Here is an 18,758-nt window from a genome sequence, read left to right as displayed (position 1 = left end):
GCCGCGTGTGCGATCGTGCGGCCATGACGCCAGGAGCGCGCGTGGATGTCCCCCCAAGGCCGCCGCCGAAGAAGAGCGGCTGCCAGGTCGACGCGCAGGCCGACGCGGGCGCGGGCTGGCTGCTGCTGCTGGCGCTGTGGACCGCGCGCCGGCGACGACGAGCATGACCGCGACGACGCTCCTCCGCGGCCCGATCGACGCGGCCGACCTGATCCGGCGCTGGTGGCTCCGCCGGCTCGGGCGCGTGGTCCGGCCGCTGATCCGCCGCCGCGAGCTGCGGATCGCCGTGCTCGGCTCGACCATGGTGTTCACCGCGCTGGCGGCCACGCTGATCGCGCCGCTGTGGCTGCTGATCCTCGGGCCGCTGGTGTGGGGCGTGCCGCACCTGGTGGCTGACCTTCGGTACATGCTCGTTCGGCCAGGTTATCACCGGCGCGCCGCTCTGGCGCTGCTGGCCGGGCCGCCGCTGCTCCACGTCGCGCTCGGCGGGCACCTGCTGTGGGGCTTCCTGGCGGCCGGGCTGGCGGCCGCGGCCGCGCGCGCGAGCCTCGGCCGGCGCGCGCTCGGGGTGGTGATGGTGGCGGCGCTGGCCGGCAGCTTCGCCGCGCTCGGGCGCACCGGCGACGTCGTGTTCGCCCACCTGCACAACGCGATCGCGGTGCTGCTGTGGTGGGCCTGGCGGCCGCGGACGTCGCGGTTGCACTGGTTGCCGCTGGCGCTGATGGTCGCGGCCAGCGTGTTCCTCGTCAGCGACGCCGCGCTGTGGGCGGTGCGCGCCAGCGGCGGGCTGCAGTGGTTCGGCGGCGGGATGGGCCCCGAGTACCAGGTGTGGCGGCTGTCGCCGGGCGTCGGCCCTGAGTGGGCGCTGCGGCTGGTCCTCCTGTTCTGCTTCGCCCAGACGATCCACTACGGCGTGTGGCTGGGCCTCTTGCCCGACGAGGACCGCGCGCGCGCGACCCCGCCGACCTACCGCGCCCGCTGGGCCGGGCTGGAGGCCGACATGGGCCGGCCGCTGCTGTGGGCGGCGATCGCCGTGGCCGCCCTGCTGGCGGTGTGGGCCGCGCGCGACCTGATGGCCGCCTGCCACGGCTACTTCCGCATGGCCCGCTTCCACGGCCACCTCGAGCTGTGCGCCGCGGCCCTGCTGCTGATCGAGGGCGGCTCAAAAGACATGCGCGATCGGTCAGGTCCGAACGAGCATGTTTGAGCGGGCATGCCCATTCGGGCATGTCTTTTCTGAAGAGGTGCCGATCAGCCCGGGTTGATCGGGAAGCACTCGCAGCGGCCCCAGTCGCCGACGCAGCCCCAGGGCATGGCCTCCAGCTGGGTGAAGAAGGCGTCGTAGTCGCTCGGGCCGAGGGCCGGGTTGCCGACCGAGGAGAAGCCGTCGATCTGGGTCAGCTCCGGCGCGCCCGTCAGCGCGGCGAGCTTGTCGTTGCCGGCCAGCGCGAAGTGGCCGACCGCGGCCAGGCTGTCGAGGCCGACCAGGCTGGTGAGGCCGTCCATGCCGCCGCCCTCGCCGTGCGAGCAGTCGCCGATCGTGAACGTGCCGACCGAGACGAGCGCGCCCAGGCCTTCGAGGTCGGTGACCGCGGGCAGGGCGTTGAAGGTGAGCTGGCCGCCGCTGACGAGGTTCGCCAGCGGGGCGAGGTGGGGGACCTTCGGCAGCCGCTCGAAGTGGAGGTCGGCCTGGACCACCGGCTCGAGGCCGGTGAGCGAGGTCAGCTTGGGCAGGTCGAGCAGGGTGATGTGGACCGGGTTGGCGCCGTTGTCGGCCAGGAGCCCGCCGAGCCCGGCGAGGCTCGGGAGCGCCGCGTTGCCCTCGATGCGCAGCTCGAGCCCGGCGGCGGCGACCCCCCAGGTCGCGGCCGCGTGCAGGTCGACGAGCGCGTCGTTGTCGCGCAGCACCAAAGACGAGACGCCGGCGAACCCGGGCGCGAAGCTCGGCAGGCCGCCGATCCCGAGCCGCTCGAACTCGAGGTGCGGGGCGACGCGCAGGCCCGCCAGCGCGTCGAGGTCGCCGAGCTGCGGCATGCCGGTCAGCTCGAGCGACTCGACCTCGCGCAGGCAGGCGAGGCTCGACAGATCGGTGAGCGCGAGGTTGCCGGCGATCGTGACCGCCCCGTCGACGCGCTCGAGGTTGCCGAGGCTGGCGATCTCCTGCAGGTCGGCGTTGGCGCCGATGTACAGGTCGCCGACGATGTGGTTGACGCAGGCGAAGTTGGCCCCGGCGCCGGTGAGCATCACCATGCCCTCGTGCGACGAGAAGCTGTCGCACGGCGGGCCGCAGGCCGGGGGCGGATCGAAGGTGCTCGAGACGTCGCCGCCGCCCGAACCGGCGGTCGCCACGTCCTCGGTGACGCTGGTGGTCGGCGACGTGTCGGGGTCGGTCGGCCCCATCGTCGTCCCGGAGGAAGCGTCGCTCGGCTCGGCGGTGGCCCCCACGGTCTCGCCGCCGTCGCTCGCGGCGTCGGTGTCGAGCGGTCCCGGAACCGTGCCCTCGTCCGGACATGCGCATATGACCAAAAGGACAGGTAGGGGACGATAACGGTGAAAGCCAAGCATGACAGCCATGATGCCGGAGATCGACCGCAAGCGCGACGGTGCCGCCGGACCGAACGTGCGAGCCCTGGCGAGGCGCTGGCGAGCGCGTTCTCCGCGTGGGGGGCATGGCCGCGCGGCGTGACGAACTGTTCGTCGTGACTCTCGGGCCGTGCGGGTGATTCCCTCGCGGCGCGCGTACGTGAGGGTCGGCGCATGTAGCCGCGGCGGCATGGGGCCCGGCAGCATCTGTACGAACGGACAGGTCGGTGCGCGTCGCAGGCCCCACGCGCGGCCACGCGCCGCGCCGCGGGCTCGCGGCGCGGCTCGACATGCGAGGTCGATTGGCTAAGCTCGGCGCCGATGCACCATCGATCGAGGATAGGCTTCGTCCCCTGCGGATATCTTCTGACACTGACGACCGCGCTCGTGCCCGCCTATGCGTCCGGGGCGACGGCGCCGGTCGTCGCCGGCGAGGCCGCGAGCGACGTGGTGATCGCCTCGCGCCACGACGGCGCGCCGTCGTTCGTGTGGGCCTCGGGCCCGTCCCCGCGCGGGGCCTCGCCCGAGCAGGCCGCGCGCTACCACCTCGAGCGCCTGCGTCACGTCTATGCGGTGCCGCGCTCGGCCCTCGCCGACGCGCGCCTGGTCCACGTCCACGACACCGGCCGCGGCGGGATCGTGGTCATCCTGCGGCCCACGGTCGCCGGCGTCGACGTCATCCACAGCGACGTCAAGGTGCTGCTCGACCGCGACCTCCGTCTGCGGGCGATCGCCGGCAGCCCCCACCCGGCGGCGCTGGCCGGCAGCGCCCGGCCGGCGGCCGTGAGCGCGCCGGCGAGCGTTTCGGCGGCGCTGCGCGACCTGTTCGGCGTGGATGTCCCCGAGGACAGGTGGGTCGCGACCCGGGCGGCGGACGCCGCGGGGCGGGTGCCGTACACGCTGCCCAAGGCGCCCGCCGGGCTGCGCCTCGACCGGCCGGCGCGCGTGCGGCCGGTGTACTTCCCGGTCGGGCGCTCGCTGGTGCCGGCCCACCGCGTCGAGGTCGAGGCCACGCCCGCGGGCGGCGAGCTCACGGCCTTCATGTACGTGATCGCGGCCGACGACGGGCGGGTGCTGGCCCGCCGCGACGCCAAGCAGCGCGACGCGTTCTCGTACCGTGTGTGGGCCGACGAGGGCGGCGATCATCGCCCGTTCGACGGGCCGCTGCAGGACTACACGCCGCACCCGCTGGGCGAGCCGTCGGGCGGGCCGCCCGGCGGCGTGGCGCCGGTGCTCGTGGCGATGGAGGGCTTCAACACCAACCCCGACGGCGTCGCCGACCCGTGGCTGCCGCCGGGGGCGACCGAGACGAAGGGCAACAACGTCGACGCGTACTGCAACCACGGGGGCGACGAGTTCCTCGGGGCCAAGGACTTCCGCGCCACGGTCACCGCGCCCGGCGTCTTCGACCGCGCCTACGACCTGACGAAGGAGCCGATCGGCGACCAGGAGCAGGGCATGGCCGCGGTGACGCAGCTGTTCTACGTCAACAACTACATGCACGACTGGTGGTACGACTCGGGCTTCAACGAGGGCGCCGGCAACGCGCAGGTCGACAACTTCGGGCGCGGCGGGATGGGCGGCGATCCGATGCTGGCGCTGGCCCAGGACGACGCGTTCGGCGGCTCGCGCGACAACGCGTTCATGGTGACGTTCGAGGACGGCCAATCGCCGCACATGCACATGTTCCTCTACAGCGCGCTGGGGGGCGAGCTGTCGCTGACGGTCGACGGCCAGCCGTTCGCCGTCGGCCAGGCCGGCTTCGGGCCGAAGATCTACGACGTCACCGCCGAGCTGGTGGTGGTCGACGACGGCATGGGCAAGAGCCCGACCGACGGCTGCGAGCCGCCGCTCAACGACCTCGCCGGCAAGATCGTGCTGATCGATCGCGGCACCTGCGAGTTCGAGCTCAAGGCCAACCTCGCCGAGGCGGCGGGGGCGGTCGGCGTGATCTACCCCGACATCCTGCCCGACAAGCCGGCCTACCCGCCGGGCCCCGACTACACGATCGAGGACCCGACGATCCCGGGCCAGGGGCTGTCGAAGGCCGACGGCGACGCGCTCAAGGCCCTGCTGATGAACGGCCCGCTGACCGCCCACATGGTCGGCGACAGCCCGCCCGAGCGCGACGGCACGATCGACAACATGGTGGTCGCGCACGAGTGGGGCCACTTCATCCACAACCGCCTGGTCGAGTGCGTGAGCTGGCAGTGCCGGGCCCAGGGCGAGGGCTGGGGCGACTTCCTCGCGCTGCACATGTCCCTTCGCGCAGGTGAGGACCTCGACGGCACCTACGCCGACCACGTCTACGCCAGCTTCGATCCGACCGGCTACTTCGGCGTCCGCCGGGTGCCGTACTCGGTCGACATCACCAAGAACGCGCTGACCTTCCGCCACATCGGCGCCGGCGAGCCGCTGCCCGACGACCACCCGCTCAACGATTTGTTCGGCGCGCCCAACTACGAGGTCCACAACGCCGGCGAGGTGTGGGCGACGATGATGTGGGAGGTCTACGTCGCGCTGCACAAGGTGAACTCGGGCCGCAAGAGCTTCGACGAGGTGCGGCGGGCGATGAGCGACTACATCGTCACCGGCATGATGATGGCGCCGGTCGGGCCGACGTACACCGAGCAGCGCGACGCGCTGCTGGCGGCGATCGCCGCCGCCGACCCGACCGACTTCGCGGCCGCGGCGACGGCGTTCGCCCGCCGCGGGGCGGGCACCTGCGCGGTCTCGCCGACGCGCGACTCGGTGACCTTCGAGGGCGTGATGGAGGACTTCGAGGTCCGCCCGCTCGGGGTGATCGCGGCGGCGGCGGTCGACGACCTGACGATGTCGTGCGACCAGGACGGCGTGGTCGACGTCGGCGAGCCGGGGGTCCTGAACGTCAACGTCGACAACCTCGGCGGCGGCGACCTGGCGGGGGCGCAGCTCGAGGTGAAGGCGTCGAGCCCGAGCGTGACGTTCGCCGGCGAGACGAAGGTGGCGCTCGACACGGTGGCGCCGCGCGACTCGCTGTCGCTGCAGTTCCCGTTCGAGCTGCCCGAGGCGCTGCCCGGCGTCGAGGACGTGACCTTCACGATCACGATGACCACGCCCGGCGGCTGCACCGAGGAGACGGTGCGCGAGCTGGCGGTGGTCCTCAACGGCGACCCGATGGCGGCCGCGTCGTCGGTCGACGACGTCGAGGCCGCCGACACGCTGTGGACCGCGGGCGGCAGCGGCGGCCAGGCCCTGTGGTCGCGCGCGGCCAACGCGTCGAGCGGCAAGGGCTGGCACGCCGACGACGCCGACGTCACCTCGAACACCTGGCTGACCTCGCCGCCGATGCAGGTCGCCGCCGACCAGCCGCTGAAGATCTCCTTCGACCACGCCTACTACTTCGACTCGTCGGCCGACCAGGACGCGAACATCCTCGCGTGGGACGGCGGGATCGTCGAGATCTCCGCCGACCAGGGCAAGACCTGGGACGACCTGTCCGAGTTCGGCGACCCCGGCTACACCGGCATGATCGCCAGCAGCGACAACCCGCTGTCGAACCGGCCGGCGTACGTCCGCGTCAGCCCGTCGTACCCGCTGCTCGACCACGTCGAGGTCGACCTCGGGACGGCGTTCGCGGGCCAGGAGATCCAGCTCCGCTTCCGCCTGGGCACCGACTTCGCCACCGGCGCGCCCGGCTGGGACATCGACAACATCGGCTTCTCCGGCGTGACGAACACCCCGTTCCCCGGGTGGGTCGCCGATCCCGGCGACTGCGTCGGCGCGGTGCCGACCACCAGCGAGGGCTCGGACACGTCGAGCAGCTCGACCGACGCGCCCGACAGCTCGAGCGGCGAGCCCGACTCGGGCACGACGTCGCCGCAGACCGGCCAGGACGACGGCTGCGCCTGCCGCTCCGACGCGGGCAGCGGCTGGCAGGCGGCGGGGCTCTTGGCCCTGGCGGGCCTGCTGCGGCGCCGGCGGCGGACCGGCTGAGGCTGGCCCTCGGGCCATGGCGAAAGGGGCATGTTCGGGAGAGCATGCTCCGTCAAACATGCCGCGAAACACATGCCCGGAGGGACATGCGCCTCGCGCCGCGGCGGCCGGCGCCTCAGGCCGCCTTCTTCTTCTTGGCCTTGGGCTGCTTGCCGGGCGCCGGGTGGGCGGCGTGCCAGGCGGCCAGCAGCTCGGCCTCGCGCTCGCGGGTGATGCCGGCGCGCATCTTGGCCCGGCGCGGCTCGGGCAGGGTGTTCCACCAGGCGACGGTCGAGGTCACGGTCTCGGCCAGCGGGCGGAACTTGAGGCCGATCGCCGTGGCACGGTCGACGCGGACCGCGTGAGCGCCCTCGAAGCCGGGGTCGGGCGGGATCCACACCGGCAGGTCGCTCCACGGCTCGACCTTGTTGTCGGCCAGGAACTGGCGGTCGACCCACGTGAACTCGGCGTTGCTGGCGAGCGCGGCCTTGGTGCCGTTCAGCAGGTCGCCCATCGGCATCGGCGTGCCGTTGGCGTTGTAGATGCCGACGTGGCCGCCCTCGATCGTGGTGATGATGAAGTCGGCGAGGTCGCGGACGTCGATGAACTGCACCGGGTTCGACGGGTCGCCTGGCGCGAGCACCTCGCCGCCGGCGGCCACGCGCACGGGCCAGTAGGTGAAGCGGTCGCTGCCGTCGCCCGGGCCGACGATGAGGCCGGGGCGGACGACGGTGGTCCGCCCGGGCAGGGCCGCCTCGGCGGCCTGCTCACACAGGGCCTTGAGCGCGCCGTAGTGGGCCGGGACGTCCTCGGTCTTCGGATCGGGGGCGACGGCGACCGGCGAGGTCTCGTCGATGCCGACCTGGCTGGTGTCGGCGTAGACCGAGATCGTCGACACGAACACGTACTGGCGGACGTTCGGCGCCAGCAGCTCGGCCGAGGCCTTGACGATCCGCGGGACGTAGCCGGAGGTGTCGATCACGGTGTCCCACGTGCGGCCCTCGAGCGCCTTGAGGTCGCCGTCGCGGTCGCCGCGGAGCTTCTCGACGTTGGGGAACATCTCGGGGCGCGTCTTGCCGCGGTTGAACAGGGTGACGGAGTGACCGCGGCGCTGCGCCGCCTCGACCAGCTCGGGGCCGAGGAAGGCGGTGCCGCCGAGGATCAGGATCTTCTGCCCCTGTCCGCCGAGCAGCACCGGCTCGGGGCGCAGCGGCGGATCGGCGGGCGGCGGGGTCCCGTTCGAGGCGGTGGGCGCGGCGGTCTGTTCGCCCGACCGGCGACATGCGGCGAGGGCGAGGGCGGCGCTGGCGAGGCGGAGGAAGCGGCGGCGTGCGAGGCTCATGCAGGGCTCGGTGGGTGGTACGACCCGCGGGCCCGCGGCGGGGTTTCGCCGCGTCGATGTGAGGCGGTGTTCGGGCGCGCGGCTGCAGGCGCGGCCCCGCGGCGCGGGTGTCCTTCTACAATCGCGGCGAATGGCAGAAGACGAGGGTCGGGTGTGGCGAGCGGCGCGGGCGATCGCGCCGCTGCGGCGCGAGGAGTTGCCGGGGGCGCTGTGGTCGGCGGGGCTTTTGTTCTGCGCGCTGTGCTCCTTCTACATCCTGAGGCCGCTGCGCGACGAGATGGGGGCGGCCGGCGGGGTCGACGGGCTGCCGTGGCTGTTCTCCGCGACCTTCGTGGTGATGCTGGCGGCGGTGCCGGTCTACTCGTGGGTGGTCGCGCGGTTCGGCCGGCGCACGATCGTGCCGCTGGTGTACCGCTTCTGCGCGCTGGTGCTGCTCGGCTTCGTCGCCCTGTTCGCGCTCGCCGACGGGGCGGTGCTGGTGTGGACGGGCCGCAGCTTCTTCGTGTGGGCGGCCGTCTACAACCTGCTGGTCGTGTCGGTGTTCTGGGAGCTGATGGCCGATCTGTGGCGCCGCGAGCAGGGCGAGCGCCTGTTCGGCCTGGTCGCGGCCGGCGGCAGCGCCGGCGCGCTGCTGGGCCCGCTGCTGACGGCCGCGCTGGTGCCCCACCTCGGCGCGCCGGCGCTGGTGCTGCTGGCGGCGCTGTTCCTCGAGGGCGCCATCGCGTGCGCGCGCGGGCTGATGCGGTCGTTTCGTACAGGTTCCGAAGAACATGTGCAAAAGGCCATGTCGATGGACGCCCGGCCGATCGGCGGCGGGGCGCTGGCGGCGTTCGGGCTGATCGCCCGCTCGCCGCGGCTGCGCGGGATCTCGCTGTGGATCGTGCTGCTCACGACCACGGCGACGTTTGCCTACTTCGAGCAGGCGCGGATCGTCAAGGCGGCGATCGCCGACCCGGGCGAGCGCACGGCGCTGTTCGCCAAGGCCGACTTCGTCGTCAACGCGATCAGCGTGGCCCTGCAGGGGCTGGCGGTCGGGCGCATCATCCCCAGGCTCGGGGTCGGCTGGACGCTGGCGCTCTTGCCCCTGATCTCGCTGGTCGGCTTCGCGGTGCTGGCGGCCTCGCCGGTGCTGGCGGTGCTGATCGGGTTCCAGGTGCTGCGCCGCGCGGCCGACTTCTCGCTGGCCAAGCCGGCCCGCGAGGTGCTGTTCACCCAGGCCGGGCGCGAGGCCAAGTACAAGGCCAAGCACCTGATCGACACCGCGCTGTACCGCGGCGGCGACGTCGCGGCGGGCTGGCTGTACAGCGGGCTCGGGGCGCTCGGGCTGGCGACGTCCGGGCTGTGCGCGGTGGCGGCGGCGCTGTGCCTGCCGTGGACTGTCCTTTCGCGCAGGCTCGAACGCACAGGTACGAACGAACAGGGCGAAGAGGGCAGGTCCGAAGGGGCAGGTCAGTCGCCGGCGAACACGTAGAGGCGCTCGCCGAGCATCGCGGCGCCGCCGAGCCGCTCGCCCGGCGGGGCCCCGGGGGCGGCGAACGGGGCGAACGCGGCGAGCGAGCTCTGCGCGACCATCTGGAAGCACAGGGCGACGTCCTGCACGTAGACGTCGGTCGGCGTCAGCCAGGCGGCGTAGCTGCCGAGCAGGGCGAACTCCTCGATGCAGGTGGCGTAGAACTCGCCGCTGACGTACGGGAACGGGGCGTCGAGGTCGACGTAGAGGTCGCGCACGGCCGCGGGCGAGCCGGGGCTGACGAGCGGGGTGAACGAGCTGCAGCACGGACCCTCGAGCGCGTACTGGCTCGTGAAGCCGTCTGGCTGGATCGCCAGGGTGTAGATCCACGCCAGCGGGTCGCCGACGGCGTAGACGTCGTAGGTGTCGAACTCGGCGTTGTGGACGGCGTACGACTGCAGCAGCGAGAACGGCAGGTCGGGGAACACGTCGCTCCGGGGGCCCGAGGCGAGCCAGGTCTGATCGCTGCCCTGCAGCACGTGGTAGGTGGTCTCCGTCAGGACGACGATCCGGTCGTGGGCGCGGAGGTCGAAGGCCGCGATCGCCGGGGCCGCGGGCGCGTGGCGGGGCGGCGGCTGGGGCAGGGCGACGCGCTGCCAGCCGAGCCGGGGGTCGTCGAGGTACCAGTAGGCGCACGAGCTCGCGTCCTCGACGCACTCGTCGGGGCCCCAGGTGCAGTCGGCCTGGCAGGTGCGACGCAGGCGGCCGCACGGGTCGCACAGCGCCCCGGTGTCCATGACCTCGTCCGGCGTGCACTGCATCTCGCCCGGGCACAGCGGGGCGGCGGTGGTGCCGGTCGTGACGGGCTCGCCGGTGGCGGCGGCGGACTCGCTGCCGCCGCTCGTGGTGGTCGAGTCGAGCGCCCCGGTGGTGGTCGTGCTCGGGTCGGCGCCGGTCGAGGTGCTCGGTTCGAGCGAGCCCGCGGTCTGGGTCAGCGCGGCGCCGTCGTCCTTGAAGCAGCCGGGGAGCAGCGGCAAGACGGCGAACGCGAGGGCGCAGCGGCGGACCGACATCGCCGCCGATGCTAGCGCAGCCGCCCGGCGCGAGGCGCCGCGTCGACGTGCGCCCGCGCGGTCAGGGGCGCGGCCGAGATGGCCTTGCGGACAGGTCGACCGCGGCCTCGACGCGCCGGACGCGGACGGTCCGTCCCAGGGGGCGCGTGCGGCCGTCATCGCGCCGCATCGGGTAGATCTTCGAGACATGTCGGAACGGACATGTCCCGGCGGTCCTGTCAGCCGGCCGGCCGGTCAGGAGGCGGCCTCGGGCTTGCGATCCTTGCGCGGCCACGAGAGGAGCTGGCACAGGCGGTCGACGATGGTGTCGAGCGAGGCCGGCTTCTGGATGCAGCCCACGGCGCCCAGGTGGCCCTGGATCTCCATCAGCTGCTCGATCGGCATGCCGCTGAGGATGACGACCGGGAGGGTCTTGCCGCCGACGTTGGTGGCGCGCCGGACCATCTTCATGGCCGTGTCGCCCCGCATGTCCGGGAGGTTGAGGTCGAGCACCACCATGTCGGGCTGGAACCGCATGACGACGGCGACCAGCAGGAAGCCCTTGTCCAGGGTCTCGACGACGAACCCGGCCTCGGTCAGCGCGCCCTTGACCACCCTGGCCGTCGCCGCGTCGTCCTCAACAACCAAGACCCGTGGAGCACGTGTCGTCACGCCCTCCAGGGTGCAGGGTTTACGGTTCCCCGTCCAGAGCAAACTCGGAGCGCAGTGCGCCACGTTGGGGTCTCGGAGCCCGCCGCGAAACGGCTGCAGACGGGCGAACTGCGGCCGTCTGCGACGGCTGGGGCTGTGTGGACCCATGCCGCCGCGCGCGGCCGCGCAGGCGGCGCTCGGCTCGCCGCGCGCGGCGATCGAGAGGCGCCCCCGGACCGGCCCGAACGGCGTGACGACGGCCGCGCCCGCGACCACCGGCGAGCTCATCCGGACAGGTCCCAAGGGCCAGGTGGCGGGGCGTCGGCTTGGCCTGGGCTTCAGTCCTCGATGGGCTCGAAGTCGGCCTTGGTGGCGCCGCAGTCGGGGCAGTACCAGTCGTCGGGGATGTCCTCGAACGCCGTCCCGGGGGCGATGCCGGTGCCGGGATCGCCCTCGCGGGGGTCGTAGATGTGCTCGCAGACGAGGCAGCGGTATCTCTTGGCGTTGGCCACGGTGACCCGAGCGTACACCGGTCGCGATGTGGCCGAAAGCACGGCGCGGCCCGCGTGATGACGGGCGGGGGCGGTCACGGCCGCCGATCTTCGGCGCTATGATGCAGAGACGATGTCCGCGGCTCCGCCCGAGGTCGAACTCACCATCGACGGCGTCGTCGTGCGCGCGCCCGCCGGATCGACGATCTGGGAGGCCGCGCGCGCCGCCGGGATCGAGATCCCCGTGCTGTGCCACGACCCGCGCTACCGCCCGGTCGGCGTGTGCCGCATGTGCGTGGTCGACGTCGGCGGCCGCGTGCTCGCGGCCAGCTGCGTGCGCCCGTGCGAGCCGGGCATGAAGGTCACCGCCAGCGGGCCGGCGATCGACGCCCACCGCAAGATGCTCACGGCGCTGCTGCTGGCCGACCAGCCGCAGGCGCCGTCGCAGCAGCGCCCCGAGGGCAGCGACCTGGTCGCGCTCGGAGAGCGCTACGGGCTCGTGGGCGCGGGCGCGGCCGGCGATCTGCTCGGCCTGCCCCGAGGGACAGGTCGGCCGCAGGACCCGTCGTCGCCGGTGATCGGGGTCGACCACCAGGCCTGCATCCTGTGCGACCGCTGCGTGCGCGCGTGCGACGAGCTGCAGAGCAACGAGGTGATCACGCGCTCGGGCAAGGGCTACCGGGCCAAGATCGCGTTCGACCTCGACCTGCCGATGGGCAGCTCGTCGTGCGTGTCGTGCGGCGAGTGCATGGACGCGTGCCCGACCGACGCGCTGGTCAACAAGCCGCTGGCGCCGAAGCGCCGCCGGCCGCTGCCGCTGGCGCCCGCGCCGGAGCCGGCGCCCGTGGTCCCGCCGCCGCCGGCCGCGCTGACGCAGGTGCCGACGCTGTGCCCGTACTGCGGGGTCGGCTGCAGCGTGACCGCCCACGTCGACGAGGCGAACAACAAGGTGGTGTGGATCGACGGCCGGGACAGCCGCGTGTCCGACCGCCGCCTGTGCGTCAAGGGCCGCTACGGCTTCGACTACGCGACGCACTCGCAGCGGCTGACGCAGCCGCTGATCCGGCGCGAGGGCAGCTACCCGAAGGGGCCGCTGTCGAGCGCGCTGCGGGTCAAGGAGGGGAGGCGCCCGGGCGGGCTGGTCGACTACGCGGAGGTGATGCCGCACTTCCGCGAGGCGAGCTGGGACGAGGCGCTCGACCTGGTGGCGCGGCGGCTGCTCGAGATCCGCGAGCGCCACGGCTCGTCGGCGCTGGCCGGCTTCGGCTCGGCCAAGGGCAGCAACGAGGAGGCGTACCTGTTCCAGAAGCTGGTCCGCGTCGGCTTCGGCACCAACAACGTCGACCACTGCACGCGCCTGTGCCACGCGTCGTCGGTGGCGGCGCTGATGGAGACGATCGGCTCGGGCGCGGTGTCGACGACCTTCCGCGACATCGAGAACAGCGACGTCGCGATGCTGGTCGGCACCAACGCGACCAGCAACCACCCGGTGGCGGCGACGTTCTTCAAGCAGGCGGCCAAGCGCGGCTGCAAGCTGCTGGTGATCGACCCGCACCGGCCGCAGCTCGCCGACTTCGCCCACCGCTACGTGCGGATCCGTCCCGGCACCGACGTCGCGTTCTTCAACGGGGTGCTGCACGAGATCATCCGCCGCGGGCTCTACGATCGGCAGTTCGTCGCCGAGCGCACCGAGGGCTTCGAGCGGCTGAAGGCGACGGTCGAGCACTACCCGCCGAAGGTGGCGGCGCAGCTGTGCGGGCTCGCGGAGCAGGAGATCGTCGACGTCGCGGTGACGTGGGGCTCGGCGCGCGCGGCGATCTGCTTCTGGGGCATGGGCGTCAGCCAGCACGTCCACGGCACCGACAACGCGCGCTGCCTGATCTCGCTGGTCTTGCTGACGGGCCAGGTCGGCCGCCCGGGCACCGGCCTGCACCCGCTGCGCGGGCAGAACAACGTGCAAGGAGCGAGCGACGCGGGGCTCATCCCGATGGTGTTCCCCGACTATCAGTCGGTGAAGGACCCGGCGATCCGCGAGCGCTTCGAGGCGGCGTGGGGCACGAAGCTCGACCCGAAGCCGGGGCTGACGGTAGTCGAGATCATGCACGCGGCGCTGCAGAAGGACGTCCGCGGGATGTACGTGCAGGGCGAGAACCCGTTCGTCAGCGACCCCAACACCGAGAAGGTGCGCAAGGCGTTGGCGGCGCTCGACTTCCTGGTGGTGCAGGACATCTTCCTGACCGAGACGGCGGAGTTCGCCGACGTGGTCCTGCCGGCGTCGAGCTTCTTCGAGAAGACGGGCACGTACACCAACACCGACCGGCGGGTGCAGATCGGCCGGCCCGTGCTGAAGCTGCCCGGCGCGGCGCGGCTCGACTGGGACATCATGTGCGAGATCGCCAGGCGCATGGGCGTGCCCGGCTTCGAGTTCACCCGCATCGAGGACGTGTTCGCCGAGTTCGCCGCGCTGACCGAGAGCTACCGCGGCCTGTCCTACGAGACCCTCGGGCTCGAAGGCAAGCTGTGGCCGTGCAAGGACCCGGTCCACGAGGACGGGCAGGTGGTGCTGTTCGAGCAGGACTTCCCGAGCGGCCGCGGCAAGTTCGTGCCGGCCGAGTTCGCGCCGCCGAACGAGCTGCCGAGCCCGGAGTTCCCGTTCGTGCTGACGACCGGGCGCCTGCTCGAGCACTGGCACACCGGGACGATGACGCGGCGGGCCTCGGCGCTCGAGGCGATCGAGAGCGAGCCGTACGCCGACATGCGACCGGGCGACATGGCGGCGCTCGGCCTGCTCGAGGGCGACGAGATCGCGGTGACGAGCCGGCGCGGCAGCATCACGCTCAAGGTCCGCGCCAGCGAGGCGCCGGGGGCCGGCTCGATCTTCATCCCGTTCTGCTGGCGCGAGGCGGCGGCCAACGTCCTCACCTCCGACGCCCTCGATCCGTTCGGCAAGATCCCCGAGTTCAAGTTCAGCGCCGTGCGCGTCGAGAAGCTGCGCGCCTCCAACCTCGCCGACACGGGCGGCGCCGCCGAGTGAGATGGAGACGCTGTTCATCGCCGCCGTGACGGTGCTGGTGGTCGGCTACGGGTTCGTCCGTCTGCGCCGCGCCGACGAGGCGGCCCGCCGCTACCTCGAGTCGGGCCAGGAGAAGCCGCTGCAGCTGGCCCACCTCAGCGAGACGCTGGCCCGCGTGGCCCGCGAGACGCGGACGCTGCGGATCTGGCTCGAGTCGCCGCTGCAGGCGGTGCGCGACCACCTGGCCACCGACCTGACCCGCACCGACGAAGACATCGAGGCGTTCGACGCGGTCCTGCTCGACGCGAGCCGCGAGGTCGGGCTGTACCTGGCGATGATCGACGGGCTGCAGCCGCACGAGCGCCAGGAGCTCGAGGCGCTCGGCGCCGGGGTGGGGGCGATCCGCGGGGCGATGGAGGCGGAGAACGGGGCGTTCGAGCGGGCCCACGTGAAGGCGCCGGGGCGCCCGCCGATGGACCAGCGCATCGAGGCGATCCTGCGCGAGCTGACGCGCATCGAGAACGCGCTGCAGGGGCAGGGGCACGTGTATCGGTGAGCGCGGCGCGGTGCCGACAGTGTCCCTCGGGGCAGGTCGGTGGGCAGCGGGGCGGTCGCACATGTCCTGAGGAGCATGTGTGGATTGCGGCGATGAGCCGTCGACGCGGTCGCTTCGATGACACCGGTCCGCGATTCGCTGTGATGACCGCTCGACCGAGCGGCCCGGGAGAGTCGGTCGGCGCGCGGCGTCGACAGTCTTTGAAGGCATGTCCGTCGGGACATGCTCCAGGCGCCATGTCCCATCGAGCATGCCCTGAGGCGCAGGTGCCTCAGAACTCCGCGGCCAGGCCGACCATCCAGGTGCTGTCGCCGAGGTTCATGCTGTCCTTGCGGCCGAAGTTGGACAGGCGGGTCAGCTGCCACTCGCCGAACAGGTAGGTGTGGTTGATGCCGGAGATCCGGTCGAAGGTGCGGGCGGTGCCGGGGTCGAGGAAGTCGAGCCGCAGCATCATGCCGAGGTTGATCTGGTAGCCCCACACGCCGCCGCGGCCGCGGTCGACGACCTTGTTGTCGCCGTCCTTGAGCACGGCGATGTTGCCGTTGCCGTTCTTGGTCCACCAGAAGGCGTAGGCGAGGCCGGCCTTGGCGTAGGGGACGAACGGGGCCCAGCGGACCTTGTCGGCCAGCAGCTCGAAGCGGTAGACCGCCTGCAGGGCGATCGGCATGACGGTGAAGCGGACCGTGTCGGCGCGGCTGCGGGTGTAGCCCTCGTCCGGCGGCTCGGCCAGCGGGGCCTGGGCCTTGTCGCGGGCCATGGTCCACTGCACGCCGATGCCGATCGGGCCGGCCAGCTTCTTGGTGATCTGCCACTCGAAGGCGAGGCCGCCGTAGATGCTCTTCTTCGGCTGGCCGATGGTGACGCCGTCGTTGTCGGTCTCGCCGAAGATCTTGGCGTAGGGGCCGAAGCCCTCGCCGCTCCAGTTGCGGTCGACGTCGGGCAAGTAGGTGCCCATCTTGACCTCGAGCGCGAACCGCTGCTTGCTCTCGCCGGTCGGGGGAGCCTGCTTCTTCTTCAGGCTGTCGGTGAGGTCGGGGTTGCTCTGGCCGGTGACCGCCGATTCGCTCGGGACCGGCTGCTTCTCGTAGGTCGGGCCCTCGATCGGCCGCCACACCTCGCCCTCGCGCTTCTCTCCGACGCGCGAGCCGTAGGGCGGGCCGAACAGATCGCCCTGGCGGGTCTGGGTGGTGGTCGTGGCGCCGGCGGGCGGGCTGGCCTCCGGGCCAGGTGACGCAGGCGGGACGGTGGCGGGGTCGGTCGGCGGCGGGGCCTGGCCGGCGTCACCCGTGATCGTCATGTCGGCCGGCGCGGGCGCGGCCAGGAGGGTCAAGGCGAGGGCGATCACGCGCGGTTCCTTCTCCGGTTGGCGACGCCGAGGCCGCCGATGCCGAACGCTGCGAGGGCGGTGAACAGGGCCAGGCCGCCGCTCGAGTCGTCGCTGACGTTGCAATAGCCGGAGGCGCCGCAGATGCCGCCGTCGGCCTCGCACTGCTCCCACAGGTCGTAGGTCTCGACCGGGATGCCCCGCGCGATCGTGGCGACCGGCGCGGGGTTCCCGATCAAGTCGTACGGGACGAGCATGAAGTTGTACTCCTTGCCGTTCTCGAGGCCCCGAATCCGGTAGCTCTTGGTGCTGAATGGGATGTGGTCGCTGCACACGTACCGCCAGTCGAGGCTCAACATGCCGGCGCTGGCGGTGAACTTGCAGTCGGGGCTGCAGCTCGATGTGTCGCTGTTGTTGATGCCGAGGTCGCAGTCTTCGCCGGCCTGGACGATGCTGTCGCCGCAGGCAGGCAGGCGGCAGGTGTTCGTGCATTCGTCGGTGTCGACGTCGTTGCCGTCGTCGCACTGCTCGACTCCGTCCCACACGAAGCCGTCGCCGCAGTAGGCGCGCAGGCAACCCTCGGTGCAGGCGTCGGTGTTGTCGCCGTTCTCGCCGTCGTCGCACTCCTCCGGGAGGACGCCGTCCGGCGGGTCGCTGAGCACGAACCCGTCGCCGCATTCATTCCTGCTGCAGTCGCTCTTGCAGAAGGCGTGATTCGAGTTCAGCGCGCCCTGATCGCACCGATCCTCCTCGGGAACCCCGAGATCGTCCGTCTCGTTCCCGTTGCCGCACTGCGGGCAGGTGCCCAGAAGCCCGCAGTCGACGGTCTGGCAGACCGCGTTGCAGGGCGACTCGCCGTCGGAGACGTTGAGGTCGCCCATGTCGCAGAGCTCCATGCCGACCCACAGGCTGCCGTCGCCGCACGTCGCCATCTTGCACGCGTTTGTGCAAGCGTCGCCGTCCTCGTCGTTGCCGTCGTCGCACTCCTCGACGCCTGCCTCGACCCGGCCGTCGCCGCAGCTGCTTCGCTTGCAGTCGGTGCTGCAGGCGCCATCGTCGGCGTTGGCCTCGCCGTCGTCGCACTCCTCGCCGGCTTCGATGATCTCGTTGCCGCACTCGGTGTTCTCGACGGTGCCGCCGGTGTCACCGCCAGTGTCGCCGAGCGTATCGGTGCCACCGGTGTCGGTGTCGGTTCCTGTGTCGTCACCGTCGCTGGTGGTGCCGAGCGGGTTGTCCTCGCCGGAGTTGAACGTGCTGAAGGGGCCGTCCGGGCAGAGGTTGTCCTTGGTGTAGAAGAACTGACCGTTCGGGATGGCGTACGGGTCGGGCGCGGTCTTCGAAAGACCGGGGACCGGTTGGCCGGTCGCCGCTTCCTCGCACAACACACGAAAGCCGTTGACGTCGCCCGAGCCGGCCTGCCAGCTGAGGACGACGGCGCCGTCGCCGGGCTCGGCCTTGAAGTTGTCGATCTTCAGCAGCGGCGGCTGAAAGTCGTACTTGAGGCCGCCCGTCTTGCTCGGGAGGTTGATGTTCTGCGAGCCCTGAATGAAGAACTCGTCGGCCTGGCAGTTCTGCGTGTTGTTCATGTTGGGCGCGCACATCCACACGCCGGCCTCGCCGGTGACGTTGGACTCGCACTTGCCCGCGGTGGTCGCCTCGCTGGGAAGGCGCGACGGAGTGTCGGGATTGACGCCGAAGCCCAGCCAGATCGGGTGGAACGTGGTGGTGATGCCCATCTGATAGGTGGGCACCAGCTCGGCGCTGAACTGGGCGCAGCGGCGGAACTGGCCGGCGAGCGACGTCTCGGCCATTGAGCACTGCGAGCCGACGAAGCTCTGGAGCTGCTGGCCAGTGTCGTAGGCCGCCATCGTCTTCTTGAGACGGATGATGACGCCGACCTGCTGCCCGCACTGGCAGCGGGCCCGGTTGAGGAACTGATTGAAGTACTTCTCCGTCAGCGGTCGGAGAAAGTCGCCCTTCTCGTTGAGGAGCCAGTACTGGATCGTGAACGCGTCGGCCGGGGGGAACTTGGCCCCCGAGCCGCCCATGCCGCCGGTGCCGCCGGAGGGCGGGGTCTGGGCGGAGGCGGTGAGCGGCCCGAGGGCGCACAGGCCGGCGAGGAAGAGGGCGGCAGGACGCGAGAGGTCGTGCGTACGCATGGGCGGTGGCAGCGCTCGACGGCTGTGCAACCAGGATGCCACAGGCGAAGACCTCGCGGGAGTTTGGCGCGGCGCGGCTTGCCACACGCGGACAGCAGCGCGCGCGTGACATTTTGTCAGCTGGCGCGCGCCGGCGATGACGATCGGACGCGCAGCCTGCGGCGCCGCGGCTCTGGTAGAAAG

Annotated in this window: 13 protein-coding genes; 6 read left to right on the top strand and 7 right to left on the bottom strand. The window is 72.0% G+C overall.

Annotated features, from left to right (window positions below; translation table 11 throughout):
• Positions 1 to 23 precede the first annotated feature (23 nt).
• Positions 24 to 167, top strand: a complete 144-nt coding sequence (locus NAEX_RS49605; protein WP_170135458.1) for an MYXO-CTERM sorting domain-containing protein — start codon at positions 24 to 26, stop codon at positions 165 to 167.
• The gene (locus NAEX_RS04740; protein ID WP_096326331.1) at positions 137 to 1,207 is read left to right on the top strand and encodes a hypothetical protein; all 1,071 of its coding nucleotides are present in this window, start codon (positions 137 to 139) and stop codon (positions 1,205 to 1,207) included. Before NAEX_RS49605 ends, NAEX_RS04740 begins: the two co-directional genes overlap by 31 nt.
• 44 nt (positions 1,208 to 1,251) lie before the next feature.
• Here the strand turns inward: NAEX_RS04740 and NAEX_RS04735 are convergent, their stop codons facing one another.
• A complete protein-coding gene (locus tag NAEX_RS04735) occupies positions 1,252 to 2,565 on the bottom strand; it encodes a hypothetical protein (protein WP_143140786.1) in 1,314 nt (437 codons plus the stop codon).
• A 339-nt stretch (positions 2,566 to 2,904) separates the two neighbouring features.
• On the opposite strand from NAEX_RS04735, the gene NAEX_RS04730 reads away from it, so the two are divergent.
• Positions 2,905 to 6,558, top strand: coding sequence for a M36 family metallopeptidase (locus NAEX_RS04730; protein ID WP_143825517.1), 3,654 nt, complete (start codon positions 2,905 to 2,907; stop codon positions 6,556 to 6,558).
• Between the two features lie 115 nt (positions 6,559 to 6,673).
• Here the strand turns inward: NAEX_RS04730 and NAEX_RS04725 are convergent, their stop codons facing one another.
• Positions 6,674 to 7,879, bottom strand: a complete 1,206-nt coding sequence (locus NAEX_RS04725; protein ID WP_096326328.1) for an NAD-dependent epimerase/dehydratase family protein — start codon at positions 7,877 to 7,879, stop codon at positions 6,674 to 6,676.
• 130 nt (positions 7,880 to 8,009) lie between these two features.
• On the opposite strand from NAEX_RS04725, the gene NAEX_RS04720 reads away from it, so the two are divergent.
• Entirely contained in the window at positions 8,010 to 9,350 is a 1,341-nt protein-coding gene (locus tag NAEX_RS04720; protein ID WP_096326327.1) for an NTP/NDP exchange transporter, read from the top strand.
• Here NAEX_RS04720 and NAEX_RS04715 read toward each other — a convergent pair.
• The 3 genes from NAEX_RS04715 to rd all read right to left on the bottom strand — a co-directional run bounded on the left by NAEX_RS04715 (position 9,329) and on the right by rd (position 11,544).
• Positions 9,329 to 10,402, bottom strand: coding sequence for a hypothetical protein (locus NAEX_RS04715; protein WP_096326326.1), 1,074 nt, complete (start codon positions 10,400 to 10,402; stop codon positions 9,329 to 9,331). The two genes, NAEX_RS04720 and NAEX_RS04715, sit on opposite strands and share 22 nt — an antisense overlap.
• Positions 10,403 to 10,636: 234 nt before the next feature.
• A complete protein-coding gene (locus NAEX_RS49600) occupies positions 10,637 to 11,053 on the bottom strand; it encodes a response regulator (RefSeq protein WP_170135457.1) in 417 nt (138 codons plus the stop codon).
• Positions 11,054 to 11,370: 317 nt separating this feature from the next.
• A complete protein-coding gene (gene rd / locus NAEX_RS04705) occupies positions 11,371 to 11,544 on the bottom strand; it encodes a rubredoxin (RefSeq protein ID WP_096333519.1) in 174 nt (57 codons plus the stop codon).
• Between the two features lie 112 nt (positions 11,545 to 11,656).
• Here rd and fdhF point away from each other — a divergent pair, with 112 nt between their 5' ends.
• Both fdhF and NAEX_RS04695 read left to right on the top strand, forming a co-directional pair.
• Entirely contained in the window at positions 11,657 to 14,557 is a 2,901-nt protein-coding gene (fdhF, locus tag NAEX_RS04700; protein WP_096326324.1) for a formate dehydrogenase subunit alpha, read from the top strand.
• Position 14,558: 1 nt separating this feature from the next.
• Positions 14,559 to 15,092, top strand: coding sequence for a hypothetical protein (locus NAEX_RS04695; RefSeq protein ID WP_096326323.1), 534 nt, complete (start codon positions 14,559 to 14,561; stop codon positions 15,090 to 15,092).
• Positions 15,093 to 15,363: 271 nt separating this feature from the next.
• On the opposite strand, the gene NAEX_RS04690 is transcribed toward NAEX_RS04695, so the two are convergent.
• Positions 15,364 to 16,437 (bottom strand): MXAN_2562 family outer membrane beta-barrel protein, encoded by a 1,074-nt coding sequence (locus NAEX_RS04690; protein WP_096326322.1) that lies wholly within the window; start codon positions 16,435 to 16,437, stop codon positions 15,364 to 15,366.
• On the bottom strand, positions 16,434 to 18,575 hold the full coding sequence (locus NAEX_RS04685) for a DUF4215 domain-containing protein (protein WP_096326321.1): 2,142 nt from the start codon (positions 18,573 to 18,575) through the stop codon (positions 16,434 to 16,436). The genes NAEX_RS04690 and NAEX_RS04685 overlap by 4 nt, the downstream gene beginning before the upstream one ends.
• Positions 18,576 to 18,758 lie beyond the last annotated feature (183 nt).

It is taken from the genome of Nannocystis exedens (assembly GCF_002343915.1).
Classification (GTDB): Bacteria; Myxococcota_A; Polyangia; order Nannocystales; family Nannocystaceae; genus Nannocystis; species Nannocystis exedens.
The sequence above is the reverse complement of the archived record's forward strand: the minus strand, read 5'-3'. Positions and strand labels throughout refer to the sequence as shown.

Coding starts and splice junctions, on each gene's coding strand:
- NAEX_RS04720 (WP_096326327.1), top strand. CDS start 8,010: ATGGCAGAAGACGAGGGTCGGGTGTGGCGAGCGGCGCGGGCGATCGCG.
- NAEX_RS04735 (WP_143140786.1), bottom strand. CDS start 2,565: ATGCTTGGCTTTCACCGTTATCGTCCCCTACCTGTCCTTTTGGTCATA.
- NAEX_RS04725 (WP_096326328.1), bottom strand. CDS start 7,879: ATGAGCCTCGCACGCCGCCGCTTCCTCCGCCTCGCCAGCGCCGCCCTC.
- NAEX_RS04730 (WP_143825517.1), top strand. CDS start 2,905: ATGCACCATCGATCGAGGATAGGCTTCGTCCCCTGCGGATATCTTCTG.
- NAEX_RS49605 (WP_170135458.1), top strand. CDS start 24: ATGACGCCAGGAGCGCGCGTGGATGTCCCCCCAAGGCCGCCGCCGAAG.
- fdhF (WP_096326324.1), top strand. CDS start 11,657: ATGTCCGCGGCTCCGCCCGAGGTCGAACTCACCATCGACGGCGTCGTC.
- NAEX_RS04715 (WP_096326326.1), bottom strand. CDS start 10,402: ATGTCGGTCCGCCGCTGCGCCCTCGCGTTCGCCGTCTTGCCGCTGCTC.
- NAEX_RS04695 (WP_096326323.1), top strand. CDS start 14,559: ATGGAGACGCTGTTCATCGCCGCCGTGACGGTGCTGGTGGTCGGCTAC.
- NAEX_RS04685 (WP_096326321.1), bottom strand. CDS start 18,575: ATGCGTACGCACGACCTCTCGCGTCCTGCCGCCCTCTTCCTCGCCGGC.